Below are 19,244 nucleotides of genomic sequence, written 5' to 3'. Positions count from 1 at the left end.
GTTATGATAGAAAAGAAGAAATATTGGAGGAATAACATGTCACATATTAAATTTGATTATTCAAAAGTTTTAGACAAATTTGTTGCACCACATGAAGTGGAATACATGCAATCACAAGTAACAGCAGCAGATGAATTGATTCGTAAAGGAACTGGTGCTGGTAGCGACTTTTTGGGATGGTTGGACCTTCCTGAAAACTACGACCGCGAAGAATTTGACCGTATCTTGAAAGCTGCTGAGCAAATCAAATCAGACAGCGATGTTTTAGTTGTGATCGGTATCGGTGGATCTTACCTTGGTGCCAAAGCAGCAATCGACTTCTTGAACCACCACTTTGCAAACTTGCAAACAAAAGAAGAACGCAAGGCTCCACAAATCCTTTACGCAGGAAACTCAATCTCATCTACTTACCTTGCTGACTTGGTAGAGTACGTAGCTGATAAAGATTTCTCAGTAAACGTGATTTCTAAATCAGGTACAACAACTGAACCAGCGATTGCTTTCCGTGTCTTCAAAGAACTTTTGGTTAAGAAATACGGTCAAGAAGAAGCCAACAAACGTATCTATGCAACAACTGACCGCCAAAAAGGTGCTGTTAAGGTTGAAGCAGACGCTAACGGTTGGGAAACATTTGTTGTTCCAGATGATATCGGTGGACGCTTCTCAGTATTGACAGCTGTTGGTTTGCTTCCAATCGCAGCATCAGGAGCTGACATCAAAGCCCTTATGGAAGGTGCGAATGCAGCTCGCAAAGACTACACTTCAGATAAAATCTCTGAAAACGAAGCTTACCAATACGCAGCAGTTCGTAACATTCTTTACCGTAAAGGCTATGCAACTGAGATCTTGGTAAACTACGAGCCATCACTTCAATACTTCTCAGAGTGGTGGAAACAATTGGCTGGTGAATCAGAAGGAAAAGATCAAAAAGGTATCTACCCAACTTCAGCCAACTTCTCAACTGACTTGCACTCACTTGGTCAATTTATCCAAGAAGGAACTCGTATCATGTTTGAAACAGTTGTTCGTGTTGACAAACCTCGTAAAAATGTGATTATTCCTACTTTGGAAGAAGACCTTGACGGACTTGGTTACCTTCAAGGAAAGGACGTTGACTTTGTAAACAAAAAAGCAACTGACGGTGTTCTTCTTGCACACACAGACGGTGATGTACCAAACATGTACGTGACTCTTCCAGAGCAAGACGCTTTCACTCTTGGTTATACAATCTACTTCTTCGAATTGGCTATCGCTCTTTCAGGTTACTTGAATGCTATCAACCCATTTGACCAACCAGGTGTTGAAGCCTACAAACGTAACATGTTCGCCCTTCTTGGAAAACCAGGGTTTGAAGAATTGAGCAAAGAACTTAACGCACGTCTATAATAATAGAAGAAAAGAGTGGTTTGTCCACTCTTTTTACTCTCTTTATCCATAGAAATTGGACTCAGCCAAGACTTGTGATATAATATAGAGAGCAAAAAGGCAGACGCCTAGAGACTTTATAGGAGAAACTATGTCAAAAGATATCCGCGTACGTTACGCACCAAGTCCAACAGGACTACTACACATCGGGAATGCCCGTACAGCATTGTTTAATTACTTGTATGCGCGCCATCATGGTGGAACATTTCTCATTCGTATCGAAGATACTGACCGTAAACGCCATGTCGAGGATGGTGAACGTTCACAACTTGAAAACCTTCGCTGGTTAGGCATGGATTGGGATGAAAGTCCAGAATCACATGAGAATTATCGCCAGTCTGAGCGTTTGGACTTGTATCAAAAATACATCGACCAACTGTTAGCTGAAGGAAAAGCCTACAAATCTTACGTCACAGAAGAAGAGTTGGCAGCTGAACGCGAACGCCAAGAAGCAGCAGGTGAAACACCTCGCTATATCAACGAATACCTTGGTATGAGTGAAGAAGAAAAAGCAGCTTACATAGCAGAACGTGAAGCAGTAGGGAGCATCCCAACGGTTCGTTTGGCTGTCAATGAGTCAGGTATCTACAAGTGGCATGATATGGTCAAAGGTGATATTGAATTTGAAGGTGGCAATATCGGTGGTGACTGGGTTATCCAAAAGAAAGACGGTTACCCAACATACAACTTTGCCGTTGTCATCGATGACCATGATATGCAAATTTCTCACGTAATCCGTGGAGACGACCACATTGCTAATACACCAAAACAGCTCATGGTTTATGAAGCACTTGGTTGGGAAGCTCCAGAGTTCGGTCACATGACCTTAATCATCAACTCTGAGACTGGTAAGAAGTTATCTAAACGTGATACTAATACACTTCAATTTATCGAAGATTACCGAAAGAAAGGCTACCTTCCAGAAGCAGTTTTTAACTTTATTGCTCTTCTTGGTTGGAACCCAGGTGGCGAAGATGAGATTTTCTCTCGTGAAGAATTGATTAAACTTTTCGATGAAAACCGCCTCAGCAAGTCTCCAGCAGCCTTTGACCAGAAAAAACTAGACTGGATGAGCAATGATTATATCAAGAATGCAGACCTAGAAACTATCTTTGAAATGGCAAAACCATTCCTAGAAGAAGCAGGTCGATTGACTGACAAGGCTGAAAAATTAGTTGAGCTCTATAAACCACAAATGAAATCAGTAGATGAGATTATCCCATTGACAGACCTCTTCTTCTCAGACTTCCCAGAATTAACTGAGGCTGAGAAAGAAGTCATGGCAGGTGAAACAGTCCCAACAGTTCTTGAAGCCTTCAAAGCAAAACTCGAAGTGATGACAGATGATGAATTCGTGACAGAGAATATCTTTCCACAAATTAAAGCAGTCCAAAAGGAAACAGGTATTAAAGGGAAAAATCTTTTCATGCCTATTCGTATCGCAGTTTCAGGTGAAATGCATGGACCAGAATTACCAGATACAATTTTCTTGCTTGGACGTGAAAAATCAATCCAGCATATCGAAAATATGTTAAAGGAAATCTCTAAGTAAGAAGGGGACAATAATGGACATCTGGGAAAAGATGTACGAAGAAGCACAGAAACTATACAATCCACATGAAGTATCAGACTTTGTTTATGCCAATCATGTTGTAGCTGCAGTAGAAGCAGAAGATGGACAAATATTTACAGGTTTCTGTATGGAGGGAACCTGTGGTGTTTTCCATCTCTGTGCAGAACGGGCGGCCCTCTTCAATATGTACCAATTTTCAGGACAAACTAAGGTTAAAAAAGTATTAGCCTTTCGAGATAAAGCACCTTATGGTGGAAGTTCAGGAATGCCCTGTGGAGCTTGCAGAGAATTTCTCTTGGAGTTGAACGCTGAAAATAAAGATGCAGAAGTCATGATGGACTATGATACAAGAAAAACAGTTAAAGTCGCAGAACTAATGCCCTATTGGTGGGGAGAAGAACGTGCTTCTAAGTTTAATAATCAATAGAAGAGTCAGTATAATTCTGGCTCTTTTTACTATAATTTGAAAAACTGTACTTGAAAAAATGAAAAAAGTTTAAAAAAGTAGAAAATCTAATTGCTACTGCTATTTCCGGTGGTGTGGCAGGCATTGGTAATTTGGTAAAGAAAAAAGGATTGGCAGTTGCTAAAGCTACTTTAAGTAGGGTAGCTAAAAAAGCTGCTATTCGTTTAGGCATTTATAGCAATCGGTTAGCTGAACTTCTTGAACGTATATTTGATTATATTAACATTTTCTACAATGTAGGTTATGCGGTAGCTCAATGGGTTGATGCTAGGGATGTATATCCAAATAATGGACGGATTAATTTCTGGGCTTAAATCTATGTGTAAGATTTTATTATCTTTGTTTTTGTTTGTTTTCTTATTTCATTTGCTAGCACATTACATTTTTGGATTTGATCAGTTGAGTGTTACCCAATTATTATTATCTTCGATTTTTGTTGCAGGTATCAGAAAAATTGGAGATGAGTCATAAGAGAGAAGGCAGAAGTTAGAGGCTAGCTTCTGCTTTTTTATCTACATTGCTTTACCGGTAAATAAAAAAGTTAAAAATATCACAAAAATACCTAAAGAGCCAATTGAAAAGGCTTGCAATTATATTATAAATAGTACATTTAAAAAACGGAGGAGTGCTTTATGAAAGCCTATACTTATGTTAAACCAGGACTTGCTTCTTTTGTTGACGTTGACAAACCAGTGATTCGTAAGCCAACAGACGCTATTGTGCGTATCGTAAAAACCACTATTTGTGGAACAGACCTCCATATTATCAAAGGGGATGTTCCTGCTTGCCAAAGTGGTACCATTCTTGGTCACGAAGGGATTGGGATTGTTGAAGAAGTTGGAGAAGGAGTTTCTAACTTCAAAAAAGGCGACAAGGTCTTGATTTCTTGTGTCTGTGCCTGTGGTAAATGCTACTACTGTAAAAAAGGAATTTATGCCCACTGTGAAGACGAAGGGGGCTGGATTTTTGGTCACTTGATTGATGGTATGCAGGCTGAGTATCTACGTGTCCCTCATGCAGATAACACTCTTTACCATACTCCAGAAGACTTGTCAGATGAATCCTTGGTTATGCTATCAGACATTCTGCCTACTGGATATGAAATTGGTGTCTTAAAAGGGGAAGTGGAACCTGGTTGTAGCGTAGCTATTATTGGTTCAGGACCAGTTGGATTGGCTGCACTTTTGACAGCTCAATTGATTATGGTAGACCTAGATGATAACCGCTTGGAAACTGCCCTATCATTCGGTGCGACTCATAAGGTTAATTCTTCAGATCCTGAAAAAGCCATTAAAGAAATTTATGATTTGACAGATGGTCGTGGTGTGGATGTCGCTATCGAAGCTGTTGGTATTCCTGTAACATTTGATTTCTGTCAAAAGATTATCGGTGTAGACGGAACAGTTGCCAACTGTGGTGTACATGGTCAACCAGTTGAATTCGATTTGGACAAACTTTGGATTCGCAACATCAATGTAACAACTGGTTTGGTATCTACAAATACAACTCCACAATTGTTGAAAGCACTTGAAAGTCATAAGATTGAACCAGAAAAATTGGTAACTCACTATTTCAAACTCAGTGAAATTGAAAAAGCCTATGAAGTTTTCAGTAAGGCAGCAGACCACCATGCCATTAAGGTTATTATCGAAAACGATATTTCAGAAGCTTAAATAGAAATTCAGTCATCCATCAGATGGCTGGATTTTTTATCAAGAAATTAAGAAATGAGCATATTTCTTTCCTTGTTTAGCGGAATTGGTTATAATATATGGTACAAAGGAATGAATGAATATGTATCGTGTTATAGAAATGTACGGAGATTTTGAACCCTGGTGGTTCTTAGAAGGTTGGGAAGAAGATATTGTAGCAAGTAAGAAATTTGACCAGTATTATGATGCTCTCAAATACTACAAGACTTGCTGGTTTAGATTGGAACAAGAATCCCCTCTTTATAAAAGTAGAAGGGACTTGATGACCATTTTTTGGGACCCGGAAGATCAACGCTGGTGTGATGAATGTGATGAGTATTTACAACAATACCATTCTTTGGCTCTTTTACAGGATGAGCAGGTTATTCCAGATGAAAAACTACGTCCAGGCTATGAAAAACAAACAGGTAAGGAAAGGCACCGTTCTTGCCGTATGAAAGTAAAATAGAGAAAAAGTAACTTTTTGGAGTTGCTTTTTTATTTTTTCCAAATCTTTGCGAATAGTATAGGTGAGGAGGTAGGTATGGTTCAAGAAATTGCACAAGAAATCATTCGTTCGGCCCGGAAAAAAGGAGCGCAAGATATTTATTTTGTCCCTAAGTTAGATGCCTATGAGCTTCATATGAGGGTAGGAGACGAGCGCTGTAAAATTGGCTGTTATAACTTCGAAAAATTTGCGGCCGTCATCAGTCACTTTAAGTTTGTGGCGGGTATGAATGTGGGAGAAAAGCGACGTAGTCAACTCGGTTCCTGTGACTATGAATATGACCAGAAGATGGCGTCCCTACGTTTATCTACCGTAGGCGATTATCGAGGGCATGAGAGTTTAGTCATTCGCTTGTTGCACGATGAAGAGCAGGACTTGCATTTTTGGTTTCAGGATATTGAAGAATTAGGCAAGCAGTACAGGCAACGGGGACTCTATCTTTTTGCTGGCCCGGTTGGGAGTGGTAAGACGACCCTGATGCATGAATTGTCCAAGTCACTCTTTAAAGGACAGCAAGTTATGTCCATCGAAGATCCTGTCGAAATCAAGCAGGACGACATGCTTCAGTTGCAGTTGAACGAAGCAATCGGCCTAACCTATGAAAATCTAATCAAACTTTCCTTGCGTCATCGACCAGATCTCTTGATTATCGGAGAAATTCGGGACAGCGAGACGGCGCGTGCAGTGGTCAGAGCTAGTTTGACAGGTGCAACAGTTTTTTCAACCATTCACGCCAAGAGTATCCGAGGTGTTTATGAGCGTCTGCTGGAGTTGGGTGTGAGTGAAGAAGAATTGGCAGTTGTTCTGCAAGGAGTCTGCTACCAGAGATTAATCGGGGGAGGAGGAATCGTTGACTTTGCAAGCAGAGATTATCAAGAACACCAAGCAGCCAAGTGGAATGAGCAAATTGACCAGCTTCTTAAAGATGGACATATCACAAGTCTTCAGGCTGAGACGGAAAAAATTAGCTACAGCTAAGCAAAAAAATATCATCACCCTATTTAACAATCTCTTTTCTAGCGGTTTTCATCTGGTGGAGACCATCTCCTTTTTAGATAGGAGTGCTTTGTTGGACAGGCAGTGTGTGACCCAGATGCGTGTGGGCTTGTCTCAGGGGAAATCATTCTCAGAAATGATGGAAAGTTTGGGATGTTCAAGTGCCATTGTCACCCAGTTATCCCTAGCTGAAGTTCATGGCAATCTCCACCTGAGTTTGGGAAAGATAGAAGAATATCTGGACAATCTGGCTAAGGTCAAGAAAAAATTGATTGAAGTAGCGACCTATCCCTTGATTTTGCTGGGTTTTCTTCTCTTAATTATGCTGGGGTTACGGAATTACCTGCTCCCACAACTGGATAGTAGCAATATTGCCACCCAAATTATCGGTAATCTGCCACAAATCTTTCTAGGAATGATAGTTTTTGTTTCAGTAGGTGTCCTTTTAGCACTAACTTTTTATAAAAGAAGTTCTAAGATGCGCGTCTTTTCTATCTTAGCGCGCCTTCCCTTTATTGGAATCTTTGTGCAGACCTATTTGACAGCCTATTATGCACGTGAATGGGGGAATATGATTTCACAGGGAATGGAGTTGACGCAGATTTTTCAAATGATGCAGGAACAAGGTTCCCAGTTCTTTAAAGAAATCGGTCAAGATTTGGCTCATTCTCTCCAAAATGGTCGAGAATTTTCTCAAACTATAGGAACCTATCCTTTCTTTAAAAAGGAGTTGAGTCTCATCATCGAGTATGGGGAAGTCAAGTCTAAGCTGGGGAGTGAGTTGGAAATCTATGCTGAAAAAACTTGGGAAGCCTTTTTTACCCGAGTCAACCGCACCATGAATTTGGTGCAGCCACTGGTTTTTATCTTTGTAGCACTGATTATCGTTTTACTTTATGCGGCAATGCTCATGCCCATGTATCAAAATATGGAGGTAAATTTTTAAAATGAAAAAAATGATGACATTCTTGAAAAAAGCTAAGGTTAAAGCTTTTACACTTGTGGAGATGTTGGTGGTCTTGCTCATCATCAGCGTACTTCTCTTGCTTTTTGTACCTAATTTGACCAAGCAAAAAGAAGCAGTCAACGACAAAGGAAAAGCTGCTGTTGTTAAGGTGGTGGAAAGTCAGGCAGAGCTTTATAGTTTGAATAAAAATGAAGAGGCTACTCTAAGCAAATTACAAGCAGATGATCGCATCACAGAAGAGCAAGCTAAAGCTTATAAAGAATATCATGCAAAACAAAATAAGACTCAAACGGTCGCGGATTAAGGCCTTTACCATGCTTGAAAGTCTCTTGGTTTTGGGACTTGTGAGTATCCTTGCCTTGGGCTTGTCAGGCTCTGTCCAGTCCACTTTTGCGGCGGTAGAGGAACAGATTTTCTTTATGGAGTTTGAAGAACTCTATCGGGAAACCCAAAAACGCAGTGTAGCTAGTCAACAAAAGACTAGTCTGAACTTAGATGGGCAGACCATTAGCAATGGCAGTCAAAACTTGACAGTTCCTAAAGGAATTCAGGCACCATCAGGCCAAAGTATTACATTTGACCGAGCTGGGGGCAATTCGTCCTTAGCTAAGGTTGAATTTCAGACCAGTAAAGGAGCGATTCGCTATCAATTATATCTAGGAAATGGAAAAATTAAACGCATTAAGGAAACAAAAAATTAGGGCAGTGATTTTACTGGAAGCAGTAGTCGCTCTAGCTATCTTTGCCAGCATTGCGACCCTCCTTTTGGGACAAATTCAAAAAAATAGGCAAGAGGAAGCAAAAATCTTGCAAAAGGAAGAAGTCTTGAGGGTAGCTAAGATGGCCTTGCAGACAGGTCAAAATCAGGTAAACATAAACGGAGTTGAGATTCAGGTGTTTTCTAGTGAAAAGGGATTGGAGGTCTACCATGGTTCAGAACAGTTGTTGGCTATCAAAGAGCCATAAGGTCAAGGCTTTTACCTTATTAGAATCCCTGATTGCCCTCATTGTCATCAGTGGAAGCTTACTCCTCTTTCAAGCCATGAGTCAGCTTCTCATTTCAGAAGTTCGCTACCAGCAACAGAGCGAGCAAAAAGAGTGGCTCTTGTTTGTGGACCAGTTGGAAGCAGAATTAGACCGTTCGCAGTTCGAAAAAGTGGAGGGCAATCGTCTCTATATGAAGCAAGATGGCAAGGACATAGCCATTGGCAAGTCCAGATCAGATGATTTTCGTAAAACAGATTCTAGTGGTCGAGGCTATCAGCCTATGGTTTATGGTCTCAAATCTGCGCAGATTACAGAGGAGAATCAAGTGGTTCGCTTTCGTTTTCAATTCCAAAAAGGCTTAGAAAGGGAGTTCATCTATCGTGTGGAAAAAGAAAAAAGTTAAGGCAGGTGTTCTCCTCTATGCAGTCACCATGGCAGCCATCTTTAGTCTTTTGTTACAATTTTACTTGAACCGACAAGTCGCCCACTATCAAGACTACGCTTTAAATAAAGAAAAGCTGGTCGCTTTTGCCATGGCCAATCGAGCCAAAGATAAGGTTGAGCAAGAAAGTGGGGAACAGACCTTTAATCTGGGTCAGGTGAGCTATCAAAATAAGAAAACAAGCTTGGTGACAAGGGTTCGTACGCCGAAGAGTCAATATGAGTTTCTGTTTCCTTCAGTCAAAATCAAAGAAGAGAAAACAGAGAAAAAGGAAGAGGTAGTGACTGATTCAAGTAATCAAGCAGAGAAGAAAAAATCAGAAGAGAAGGTTGAAAAGAAAGAGAATTCCTAGCCAATCAAGCTACTTTGTGCTAAACTAAAAATATGAGACATGATTTTAACCACAAAGCAGAAACTTTTGATTCCCCTAAAAATATCTTCCTTGCAAACTTGGTTTGTCAAGCAGTCGAGAAACAGATTGATCTTCTATCAGACAAAGAAATTTCGGATGCTTTTTGTATGAATAATCGGGGTAGCTACCTATCCGAATTTTTAAATTTTCCTAGTACGAAGAAGTTACTAAGGAACATCGCGAAAGGTTCTCTTAATCAATCCAATATAAAGGCAAGGAGTAGTAAATACGAAACAAATTTTAAAATTTTTTAAATTGAAATTTGGCTTTTAACATGAGGGGTCTCCCTTCACCAAATTCGAGTCTGCCTATCCCTTGACTATTCTTTCCTTTCACAAACGAGTCGCTTATTCAATTATAAGTTTACGTGCTCCTAGTCACAGTTCTTGTGCTTGATGGAAAGAATGACACCTATAAAAATGCGAGGTAGTGGCTGTACCACTCACTTATTCACCTCCCCGTGATTTGTAGTAGTGATAGGCTTTCTCACTATTATTATAAAACAAAGAGCACAACACTTTTTCATTCTGTCTTGTGCCTTGAGTGAAACGAAAGGAATGAATTATAAACATAAAAGTTTAGTATATAGATTATTCCTCTCAAAATATGCAAATAAGCTAGGATACTAAATTTATAGCAGACTTAGTGAAAAGCAGAAACTAGAAATGATACTAGTTTCTGCTTTTCTCCATAATAATTAATTTCCCCTTTTTTCCTTCTAAATCTTTCTTCACAACAAAAAAACCTGAATTTCTATATGCTTTTTGAGCCAATATATTTTTTCATTTACAGCCAATACAATATGGTTAATTTCTAATTTTAAAGTTGAGTCTATGAATTCAAATATTTTATTCAGAGCATTAGAACCATATCCTTGATTTCTGAAATTATCATCAATAGAAAATCCTCTAATAAGCGCATAATCTTTTTGATAATAGCTATACTTTTTAGGACCAGTGTTTAGGTGTAGGCAAAAAAATCCAATTACTTTATGTTCTTTATTAAGTATTACTATTGGGTATCTATACTTATCTTTTTTAGACTTTTCAATAATATTTTTTGGGGTATCAGTATGTGTAATATCATTTAAAGAATAAGAACTTAAAGAATGGTAATGGTCAACTTCACTATACAAAGATAATTTCATGATAATTAATTCCTTTCTCTTTATGTAAGATACATAACTAAATAGGACTCTAGGTATGTAGATTTTTTTATGAAATGTCCTATAAAAATCAGATATATTTAGAGTTATTACTTTAGTCCTTTATTTTCATTATTAGACTTCCTGCAAAACTAGAATCCTAGTTCATGATTGATAATACCAGCAATCAAATTCATTCGTAATCCGAAGCGTTTACGATGATTTCGATAGGTTGTTGAAAATATTTTAAACGTTTTTACTGTGGCAAAAATATTCTCAACCTTGCTGCTCTCCTTAGATAGTGCATGGTTACAGGCTTTGTCTTCAAGAGTTAATGGCTTAAGTTTACTTGATTTCCTCGGAGTTTGTGCTTGAGGATATAGCTTCATGAGTCCTTGATAAGCACTGTCAGCCAAGATTTTACCAGCTTGTCCGATATTTCTGCGACTCATTTTGAACAACTTCATATCGTGACAATAGTTCACAGTGATCTCCAAAAAACAATTCTCCCTTGACTTGTGACAATCGCTTGAACCTTCATAGCGCGGCATTTCTTTTTACCAGAATCATTCGCTAATTGTTTTTTAAGGCGATGGATTTTTACTTCCGTCGCATCAATCATTACCGTGTCCTCAGAACTGAGAGGAGTTCTTGAAATCGTAAAACCACTTTGAACAAGAGTTACTTCAACCCATTGACTCCGATGGGTTAAGTTGCTTTCGTGAATACCAAAATCAGCCGCAATTTGTTCATAAGTTCGATATTCTCGCAAATATTGAAGAGTGGCCATAAGAAGGTCTTCTAGGCTTAATTTGAGTTTTCGTCCCCCTTTTGCGTGTTTACCTTGATAAGCTGTTTTTAATACAGCTAACATCTCTTCAAAAGTCGTGCGCTGAACACCAACCAGGAGCTTAAATCGTGCATCAGTTAGTTGTTTACTTGCTTCATAATTTTATTGTATCATATTTTTGTTTCACAGGAAGTCTAATAAAAACTCTTTAAAATTTTGTTGGGAAAATGGGAAAAGATATAAATGGAAACTTAGTATAACACTTGGAAAACTCTGTAAAAATAGTAAGTCAATTCATGCTTCGTTTTTTCTCTAGGGAAGTTGGGCGGCTATATTTCTATGACCATTTGTCGGAATAAACATCCCTGCCAAGAGTCAATAGAAATAAATTCAACGAAACTTTTGCTGTCAGATTTAGATGCCCAACTTGTCATTTATACTCTTTCATATAGGATTTTCTATAAGGATGGAAAAAAGAAGGGAAATTTGATAAGATAGGAATATGGATTTTGAAAAAATTGAACAAGCTTATACCTATTTACTAGAGAATGTCCAAGTCATCCAAAATGATTTGGCGACCAACTTTTATGACGCCTTGGTGGAGCAAAATAGCATCTATCTGGATGGCGAGACTGAGCTAAATCAGGTCAAGGAGAACAATCAGGCTCTTAAACGCTTAGCGCTTCTCAAAGAAGAATGGCTCAAGACCTACCAGTTTCTCTTGATGAAGGCTGGGCAGACAGAGCCCCTGCAGGCTAATCACCAGTTTACGCCAGATGCTATTGCCTTGCTTTTGGTATTTATTGTGGAAGAGTTGTTTACAGAGGAAGAAATCACTATCCTCGAAATGGGTTCTGGGATGGGAATTCTAGGAGCTACTTTCTTGACCTCGCTTGCTAAGAAAGTGGATTACTTGGGAGTGGAAGTGGATGATTTGCTGATTGATTTGGCAGCTAGTATGGCAGATGTAATTGGTTTGCAGGCTGGCTTTGTCCAAGGAGATGCCGTTCGTCCACAAATGTTCAAAGAAAGTGATGTGGTCATCAGCGACTTGCCTGTTGGCTATTATCCTGATGACGCCGTTGCGTCGCGCCATCAAGTTGCTTCTAGTCAAGAACATACTTACGCCCATCACTTGCTCATGGAACAAGGACTTAAGTACCTCAAGTCAGATGGATACGCTATTTTTCTCGCTCCGAGTGATTTGTTGACCAGTCCTCAAAGTGATTTGTTGAAAGGGTGGTTGAAAGAAGAAGCAAGTCTGGTTGCTATGATTAGTTTGCCTGAAAATCTCTTTGCCAATGCCAACCAATCCAAGACTATTTTTATCTTACAGAAGAAAAGCGAAACAGCAGTAGATCCTTTTGTTTATCCACTTGCTAGCTTGCAAGATGCAAGCATTTTAATGAAATTCAAAGAAAATTTTCAAAATTGGAGCAAAGGTACTGAAATATAAAATAGATTTTGTTATAATAGTTGAAAACGCTTAAAAGAGGTAATTGATAATGACAAAAACAATCGCAATAAATGCAGGAAGTTCAAGTTTAAAATGGCAATTATACTTAATGCCAGAAGAAAAAGTATTGGCGAAAGGCTTGATTGAACGTATCGGTTTGAAAGATTCAATTTCAACTGTAAAATTTGATGGCCGTTCTGAACAACAAATTTTAGATATCGAAAATCACACACAAGCTGTTAAAATCTTATTGGATGACTTGATTCGTTTCGATATTATCAAGGCTTATGATGAGATTACAGGTGTTGGACACCGTGTTGTTGCGGGTGGAGAATATTTCAAAGAATCAACAGTTGTTGAGGGGGATGTTTTAGAAAAAGTTGAAGAGTTGAGTTTGTTGGCTCCTCTCCACAATCCAGCCAATGCAGCAGGTGTTCGTGCCTTCAAGGAATTGTTGCCAGACATTACCAGTGTAGTTGTTTTTGATACTTCCTTCCACGCAAGTATGCCAGAGAAAGCTTATCGCTACCCTCTACCAACAAAATATTACACAGAAAACAAGGTTCGTAAATACGGTGCTCATGGTACAAGTCACCAGTTTGTAGCAGGAGAAGCTGCAAAACTCTTGGGACGTCCATTAGAAGACTTGAAGTTGATTACCTGTCATATTGGTAACGGAGGCTCAATTACAGCTGTGCAAGCCGGTAAATCTGTTGATACTTCTATGGGCTTCACTCCTCTGGGTGGTATTATGATGGGAACGCGTACAGGGGACATTGATCCAGCTATCATTCCTTATTTAATGCAATATACAGAGGATTTTAATACACCAGAAGATATCAGTAGTGTTCTTAATCGTGAATCGGGTCTTTTGGGAGTTTCTGCTAATTCTAGCGATATGCGTGACATAGAAGCTGCTGTAGCAGAAGGGAATCACGACGCTAGCTTGGCTTATGAAATGTATGTTGACCGTATTCAAAAACATATCGGTCAGTACCTTGCAGTACTAAATGGAGCAGATGCCATTGTTTTCACAGCAGGTGTTGGTGAAAATGCAGAAAATTTCCGTCATGATGTAATCTCAGGAATTTCGTGGTTTGGTTGTGATGTTGATGATGAAAAGAATATCTTTGGTGTGACAGGAGACATCTCAACAGATGCAGCGAAGATCCGTGTCTTGGTTATTCCAACAGATGAAGAATTAGTCATTGCCCGTGATGTTGAACGCTTGAAAAAATAAGTGAAACTAAAAAAATATTCAATACAAGGAGTTGGGAAAGAGATTTTCCGGCTCCTTTTTCTGATGAAATTGTCCAAAACCTTGCTATGATTGGCTTTTTTGAAAAATATGGTATAATAGTAGTAATTTAATAGATGGAGTTGAGTTTTGAAGAAAAACTTTCGTGTAAAAAGAGAGAAAGATTTTAAGGCGATTTTCAAGGAGGGGACAAGTTTTGCCAATCGCAAATTTGTCGTCTACCAACTAGAAAACCAGAAAAACCATTTTCGAGTAGGTCTATCAGTTAGCAAAAAGCTGGGGAATGCGGTCACTAGAAATCAAATCAAGAGACGAATCCGACATATTATCCAGAATGCAAAAGGGAGTCTGGTAGAAGATGTCGACTTTGTTGTCATTGCTCGAAAAGGGGTTGAAACCTTGGGATACGCAGAGATGGAGAAAAATCTACTCCACGTATTAAAATTATCAAAGATTTACCAGGAAGGAAATGGGAGTGAAAAAGAAACTAAAGTTGACTAGTTTGCTAGGACTGTCTCTATTGATCATGACAGCCTGTGCGACTAATGGGGTAACTAGCGATATTACAGCCGAATCGGCTGATTTTTGGAGTAAATTGGTTTACTTCTTTGCGGAAATCATTCGCTTTTTATCGTTTGATATTAGTATCGGAGTGGGGATTATTCTCTTTACGGTCTTGATTCGTACAGTCCTCTTGCCAGTCTTTCAGGTGCAAATGGTGGCTTCTAGGAAAATGCAGGAAGCTCAGCCACGCATTAAGGCGCTTCGAGAACAATATCCAGGTCGAGATATGGAAAGCAGAACCAAACTAGAGCAGGAAATGCGTAAAGTATTTAAAGAAATAGGTGTCAGACAGTCAGATTCTCTTTGGCCGATTTTGATTCAGATGCCGGTTATTTTGGCCTTGTTCCAAGCCCTATCAAGAGTTGACTTTTTAAAGACAGGTCATTTCTTATGGATTAACCTTGGTGGTGTAGATACAACCCTTGTTCTTCCGATTTTAGCAGCAGTATTCACCTTTTTAAGTACTTGGCTGTCTAATAAAGCCTTGTCTGAGCGTAATGGAGCTACGACAGCGATGATGTATGGGATTCCAGTCTTGATTTTTATCTTTGCAGTTTATGCGCCAGGTGGAGTCGCCCTATACTGGACAGTGTCCAATGCTTACCAAGTCTTGCAAACCTATTTCTTGAACAATCCATTCAAGATTATCGCAGAGCGCGAGGCTGTAGTACAGGCACAGAAAGATTTGGAAAATAGAAAAAGAAAAGCCAAGAAAAAGGCTCAGAAAACGAAATAATAAGGAGGAATCTGGTAATGGTAGTATTTACAGGTTCAACTGTTGAAGAAGCAATCCAAAAAGGATTGAAAGAATTAGATATTCCAAGGAAGAAGGCACATATTAAAGTCATTTCTAGGGAGAAAAAAGGCTTTCTTGGTTTATTTGGTAAAAAACCAGCCCAAGTGCATATTGAAGCGATTAGTGAAACGACTGTTGTCAAAGCAAATCAACAAGCTGTAAAGGGAGTTCCAAAACAAATCAATGATTTGAATGAGCCTGTTAAAACAGTTAGTGAAGCGACCGTTGATTTGGGTCATGTTGTAGAGGCAATTAAAAAGATTGAGGAAGAAGGCCAAGGTATTTCTGATGAAGTCAAGGCTGAAATCTTAAAACATGAAAGACATGCCAGCGCTATCTTAGAAGAAACTGGTCACATTGAGATTTTAAATGAACTTCAAATCGAGGAAGCGATGAGGGAAGAAACGGGCGCTGATGACCTTGAAACTGAGCAAGACCAGACTGAAAATCAAGACTTGACAGAGATGGGCTTGAAAGTTGAACCGAGCTTTGATATTGCCCAGGTGGCTACGGATGTGACTGCCTATGTTCAAGCGATTGTGGATGACATGGACGTTGAGGCGACGATTTCAAATGACTATAACCGTCGTAGCATCAATCTACAAATTAACACCAACGAACCAGGTCGTATTATCGGTTACCATGGTAAAGTCTTGAAGTCCTTGCAACTGTTGGCTCAAAATTATCTTTATAATAGCTATTCAAGAACCTTCTATATTACAATCAATGTCAATGATTATGTTGAACACCGTGCAGAAGTCTTGCAGACCTATGCGCAAAAATTGGCGACTCGTGTTTTAGAAGAAGGCCGCAGTCATCAAACAGATCCCATGTCAAATAGCGAACGCAAGATTATCCACCGTATTATTTCACGTATGGATGGCGTGACTAGTTACTCTGAGGGTGACGAGCCCAATCGCTATGTCGTTGTAGATACAGAATAAGTAAAATCAGGTTTATCCTGATTTTTTGCTAGCTAGAGGAGATGAAACGGATGTTGAATAAGATAAGAGATTATTTAGACTTTGCTGGTTTGCAGTACCGTAATCCTGATAAAGCGGGAGCAGAGCGAAAGAAGATGCTGGAATTGCGCTATAAAGGCCAAGAGGCACGAAAGGCTTTTACAGAACTGGCCAAAGCCTTTCAAGCAAGCCATCCAGAATGGCAACTCCAACAGACTAGTCAGTGGATGAATCAGGCCCAGCGTTTGAGACCACATTTTTGGGTTTATCTACAGAGAGACGGACAAGTGACAGAACCTATGATGGCCTTACGTTTGTATGGGACATATACTGACTTTGGAATTTCTTTGGAAGTCAGTTTCATCGAACGTAAGAAGGATGAGCAAACACTGGGCAAGCAGGCCAAAGTTTTAGACATTCCAACCGTTAAAGGGATTTATTATCTAACCTACTCTAATGGTCAAAGTCAACAGTGGGAGGCGAATGAAGAAAAGCGTCGTACTTTACGCGAGAAGGTGAGAAGTCAAGAAGTTCGAAAAGTTTTAGTGAAGGTAGATGTTTCTTTTATTGAAAATCAATCATTAGAAGTGATTTTAGAAAAATTAGATGAAGCTTATGAACGCTTACTTCCCTACTATCAGGCGACAAGAGAGTAGAAAATAGGAGACTTATCTAGCGCCGAATTGTTTAATTGCTATTCTATGTATTTTTTCATATAATAGTAAAATAGAATGTGTGATTCAATAATCACCTCAAATAGAAAGGAAATTCTATGTCAAATCTATCTGTTAATGCAATTCGTTTCCTAGGTATTGACGCTATCAACAAAGCCAACTCAGGTCACCCAGGTGTGGTTATGGGAGCAGCTCCGATGGCCTACAGCCTCTTTACAAAACAACTTCGTATCAATCCAGCTCAACCAAACTGGATTAACCGCGACCGCTTTATTCTTTCAGCTGGTCATGGTTCAATGCTCCTTTATGCCCTTCTTCACCTTTCTGGCTTTGAAGATGTTAGTATGGATGAGATCAAGAGCTTCCGTCAATGGGGTTCAAAAACACCAGGTCATCCAGAATTTGGCCATACAGCAGGGATTGATGCTACGACAGGTCCTCTAGGTCAAGGGATCTCAACTGCCACTGGTTTTGCCCAAGCAGAACGTTTCTTGGCAGCCAAATATAACCGCGAAGGCTACAACATTTTTGACCACTATACTTACGTTATCTGTGGAGACGGAGACTTGATGGAAGGTGTCTCAAGCGAGGCAGCTTCATACGCAGGCTTGCAAAAACTGGATAAGTTGGTTGTTCTTTATGATTCAAATGACATCAACTTGGATGGTGAGACAAAGGATTCATTTACTGAAAGCGTTCGTGACCGTTACAATGCTTACGGTTGGCATACTGCCTTGGTTGAAGATGGAACAGACTTGGAAGCAATCCATGCTGCTATCGAAACAGCAAAAGCTTCAGGTAAACCATCTTTGATTGAAGTGAAGACTGTTATTGGATACGGTTCTCCAAACAAACAAGGAACTAATGCCGTACACGGTGCTCCTCTTGGAGCAGATGAAACTGCAGCTACTCGTCAAGCTCTCGGTTGGGACTATGAACCATTTGAAATTCCAGAACAAGTTTATGCTGATTTCAAAGAACATGTTGCAGACCGTGGCGCATCAGCTTATCAAGCTTGGGTAAAACTAGTTGCTGATTATAAAGAGGCTCATCCAGAACTGGCAGCAGAAGTAGAAGCTATCATCGACGGACGTGATCCAGTGAAAGTGACTCCAGCAGACTTCCCAACCTTAGAAAATGGTTTCTCTCAAGCAACTCGTAATTCAAGCCAAGATGCCTTGAACGTTGTAGCGGCTAAGTTGCCAACTTTTTTGGGTGGATCAGCTGACCTAGCTCACTCAAACATGACTTACATCAAAACGGATGGGCTTCAAGACGATGCCAATCGCTTGAACCGTAACATTCAGTTTGGTGTTCGTGAATTTGCAATGGGAACGATCTTGAACGGGATGGCCCTTCACGGTGGACTTCGTGTATACGGTGGAACTTTCTTCGTCTTCTCTGACTATGTGAAGGCAGCTGTTCGCTTGTCAGCCTTACAAGGACTTCCTGTGACTTATGTCTTTACCCACGATTCTATTGCAGTTGGGGAAGACGGTCCGACTCACGAACCAGTTGAGCACTTGGCAGGTCTTCGTGCTATGCCAAATCTAAATGTTTTCCGTCCAGCAGATGCGCGTGAAACTCAAGCAGCTTGGTACCTTGCAGTGACAAGTGAGAAAACACCAACTGCCCTTGTCTTGACACGTCAAAACTTGACTGTTGAAGAAGGGACAGACTTCGACAAGGTTGCAAAAGGTGCCTATGTTGTCTATGAAAATGCAGCAGACTTTGATACCATCTTGATTGCGACAGGTTCAGAGGTCAATCTTGCTGTCGCAGCTGCCAAAGAATTGGCTAGTCAAGGCGCAAAAGTCCGCGTAGTCAGCATGCCATCTACAGATGTCTTTGATAAACAAGATGCAGCTTACAAGGAAGAAATTCTTCCAAATGCAGTTCGCCGTCGTGTTGCAGTCGAGATGGGTGCAAGTCAAAACTGGTACAAATATGTTGGTCTCGATGGTGCCGTTCTAGGTATTGATACCTTCGGAGCCTCTGCCCCAGCACCAAAAGTATTGGCAGAATATGGCTTTACTGTAGAAAATCTTGTAGAATTTGTGAATAACTTGAAATAATCCTAAAAATCAGGGCGTAAGCTCTGGTTTTTCTTACCAGAAAAGTAAGGTACAATCT

22 protein-coding genes and 1 pseudogene are annotated in these 19,244 nt (G+C 39.8%); 21 read left to right on the top strand and 2 right to left on the bottom strand.

The features are described 5' to 3' along the window. The first annotated feature begins 36 nt into the window (after nt 1–36). The 14 genes and pseudogenes from B4W83_RS07660 to B4W83_RS07595 form a co-directional block, all read left to right on the top strand. Nucleotides 37–1,386 (top strand): glucose-6-phosphate isomerase, encoded by a 1,350-nt coding sequence (locus B4W83_RS07660; protein WP_000018269.1) that lies wholly within the window; start codon nt 37–39, stop codon nt 1,384–1,386. Nucleotides 1,387–1,516: 130 nt separating this feature from the next. Beyond that, on the top strand, nt 1,517–2,977 hold the full coding sequence (gltX, locus tag B4W83_RS07655; protein ID WP_000031080.1) for a glutamate--tRNA ligase: 1,461 nt from the start codon (nt 1,517–1,519) through the stop codon (nt 2,975–2,977). Nucleotides 2,978–2,990: 13 nt separating this feature from the next. Beyond that, a complete protein-coding gene (locus B4W83_RS07650) occupies nt 2,991–3,425 on the top strand; it encodes a cytidine deaminase family protein (protein ID WP_000355904.1) in 435 nt (144 codons plus the stop codon). A 113-nt stretch (nt 3,426–3,538) separates the two neighbouring features. Then, nucleotides 3,539–3,778: a hypothetical protein gene (locus B4W83_RS07645; protein ID WP_000907298.1), complete on the top strand. Its 240-nt coding sequence runs from the start codon at nt 3,539–3,541 to the stop codon at nt 3,776–3,778. Between the two features lie 318 nt (nt 3,779–4,096). After that, nucleotides 4,097–5,137 carry a zinc-dependent alcohol dehydrogenase family protein gene (locus B4W83_RS07640; RefSeq protein WP_000649462.1) on the top strand — a complete coding sequence of 347 codons (1,041 nt, stop codon included), beginning with the start codon at nt 4,097–4,099 and terminating at the stop codon, nt 5,135–5,137. 121 nt (nt 5,138–5,258) lie between these two features. Next, on the top strand, nt 5,259–5,624 hold the full coding sequence (locus tag B4W83_RS07635; RefSeq protein WP_000286404.1) for a DUF1033 family protein: 366 nt from the start codon (nt 5,259–5,261) through the stop codon (nt 5,622–5,624). 75 nt (nt 5,625–5,699) lie between these two features. After that, nucleotides 5,700–6,641, top strand: coding sequence for a competence type IV pilus ATPase ComGA (gene comGA, locus B4W83_RS07630; RefSeq protein ID WP_000249547.1), 942 nt, complete (start codon nt 5,700–5,702; stop codon nt 6,639–6,641). Beyond that, a complete protein-coding gene (comGB, locus tag B4W83_RS07625) occupies nt 6,589–7,605 on the top strand; it encodes a competence type IV pilus assembly protein ComGB (RefSeq protein ID WP_080564700.1) in 1,017 nt (338 codons plus the stop codon). Before comGA ends, comGB begins: the two co-directional genes overlap by 53 nt. Before the next feature lies 1 nt (nt 7,606). Then, a complete protein-coding gene (gene comGC / locus B4W83_RS07620; protein ID WP_000738649.1) occupies nt 7,607–7,930 on the top strand; it encodes a competence type IV pilus major pilin ComGC in 324 nt (107 codons plus the stop codon). Continuing rightward, the gene (gene comGD / locus B4W83_RS07615) at nt 7,893–8,327 is read left to right on the top strand and encodes a competence type IV pilus minor pilin ComGD (protein WP_007284894.1); all 435 of its coding nucleotides are present in this window, start codon (nt 7,893–7,895) and stop codon (nt 8,325–8,327) included. The genes comGC and comGD overlap by 38 nt, the downstream gene beginning before the upstream one ends. Next, nucleotides 8,290–8,592: a competence type IV pilus minor pilin ComGE gene (gene comGE, locus B4W83_RS07610; protein WP_000413380.1), complete on the top strand. Its 303-nt coding sequence runs from the start codon at nt 8,290–8,292 to the stop codon at nt 8,590–8,592. The genes comGD and comGE overlap by 38 nt, the downstream gene beginning before the upstream one ends. Continuing rightward, nucleotides 8,555–9,016, top strand: a complete 462-nt coding sequence (gene comGF, locus B4W83_RS07605) for a competence type IV pilus minor pilin ComGF (RefSeq protein WP_000250513.1) — start codon at nt 8,555–8,557, stop codon at nt 9,014–9,016. The genes comGE and comGF overlap by 38 nt, the downstream gene beginning before the upstream one ends. Further along, a complete protein-coding gene (gene comGG / locus B4W83_RS07600) occupies nt 8,994–9,407 on the top strand; it encodes a competence type IV pilus minor pilin ComGG (RefSeq protein ID WP_000265633.1) in 414 nt (137 codons plus the stop codon). The genes comGF and comGG overlap by 23 nt, the downstream gene beginning before the upstream one ends. Nucleotides 9,408–9,439: 32 nt before the next feature. Then, nucleotides 9,440–9,565: pseudogene (locus tag B4W83_RS07595) on the top strand (SAM-dependent methyltransferase); the annotation flags it as partial. Nucleotides 9,566–10,197: 632 nt separating this feature from the next. Here the strand turns inward: B4W83_RS07595 and B4W83_RS07590 are convergent. Next, entirely contained in the window at nt 10,198–10,614 is a 417-nt protein-coding gene (locus tag B4W83_RS07590) for a GNAT family N-acetyltransferase (RefSeq protein ID WP_007284935.1), read from the bottom strand. Between the two features lie 149 nt (nt 10,615–10,763). Further along, nucleotides 10,764–11,518 (bottom strand): IS5 family transposase gene (locus B4W83_RS07585; protein WP_100127772.1). Its coding sequence is split into 2 segments (ribosomal slippage): nt 10,764–11,110 and nt 11,110–11,518, totalling 756 coding nucleotides; the frame shifts between segments, so codons are not numbered across the junction. 385 nt (nt 11,519–11,903) lie between these two features. Between B4W83_RS07585 and B4W83_RS07580 the strand changes: the two genes are divergently transcribed. From B4W83_RS07580 to tkt, 7 genes are all read left to right on the top strand, one after another. Then, nucleotides 11,904–12,857, top strand: a complete 954-nt coding sequence (locus tag B4W83_RS07580; protein WP_000345094.1) for a class I SAM-dependent methyltransferase — start codon at nt 11,904–11,906, stop codon at nt 12,855–12,857. Between the two features lie 49 nt (nt 12,858–12,906). After that, the gene (locus B4W83_RS07575; protein WP_000167760.1) at nt 12,907–14,097 is read left to right on the top strand and encodes an acetate kinase; all 1,191 of its coding nucleotides are present in this window, start codon (nt 12,907–12,909) and stop codon (nt 14,095–14,097) included. 147 nt (nt 14,098–14,244) lie between these two features. Continuing rightward, a complete protein-coding gene (gene rnpA / locus B4W83_RS07570) occupies nt 14,245–14,616 on the top strand; it encodes a ribonuclease P protein component (protein WP_000739244.1) in 372 nt (123 codons plus the stop codon). Then, the gene (locus tag B4W83_RS07565; protein ID WP_000727902.1) at nt 14,591–15,415 is read left to right on the top strand and encodes a membrane protein insertase YidC; all 825 of its coding nucleotides are present in this window, start codon (nt 14,591–14,593) and stop codon (nt 15,413–15,415) included. The genes rnpA and B4W83_RS07565 overlap by 26 nt, the downstream gene beginning before the upstream one ends. A gap of 17 nt (nt 15,416–15,432) precedes the next feature. Next, nucleotides 15,433–16,419, top strand: a complete 987-nt coding sequence (gene jag, locus B4W83_RS07560) for an RNA-binding cell elongation regulator Jag/EloR (protein WP_000259999.1) — start codon at nt 15,433–15,435, stop codon at nt 16,417–16,419. A 50-nt stretch (nt 16,420–16,469) separates the two neighbouring features. Further along, complete coding sequence (locus B4W83_RS07555; protein ID WP_000932647.1) at nt 16,470–17,093, top strand: hypothetical protein; 624 nt, start codon at nt 16,470–16,472, stop codon at nt 17,091–17,093. A gap of 116 nt (nt 17,094–17,209) precedes the next feature. Beyond that, the gene (tkt, locus tag B4W83_RS07550; protein ID WP_000067886.1) at nt 17,210–19,186 is read left to right on the top strand and encodes a transketolase; all 1,977 of its coding nucleotides are present in this window, start codon (nt 17,210–17,212) and stop codon (nt 19,184–19,186) included. The last annotated feature ends 58 nt before the right edge of the window (nt 19,187–19,244 follow it).

Origin of the sequence: Streptococcus pseudopneumoniae ATCC BAA-960 = CCUG 49455, assembly GCF_002087075.1 — a bacterium.
GTDB classification, from domain to species: Bacteria; Bacillota; Bacilli; order Lactobacillales; family Streptococcaceae; genus Streptococcus; species Streptococcus pseudopneumoniae.
The sequence above is the reverse complement of the archived record's forward strand: the minus strand, read 5'-3'. Positions and strand labels throughout refer to the sequence as shown.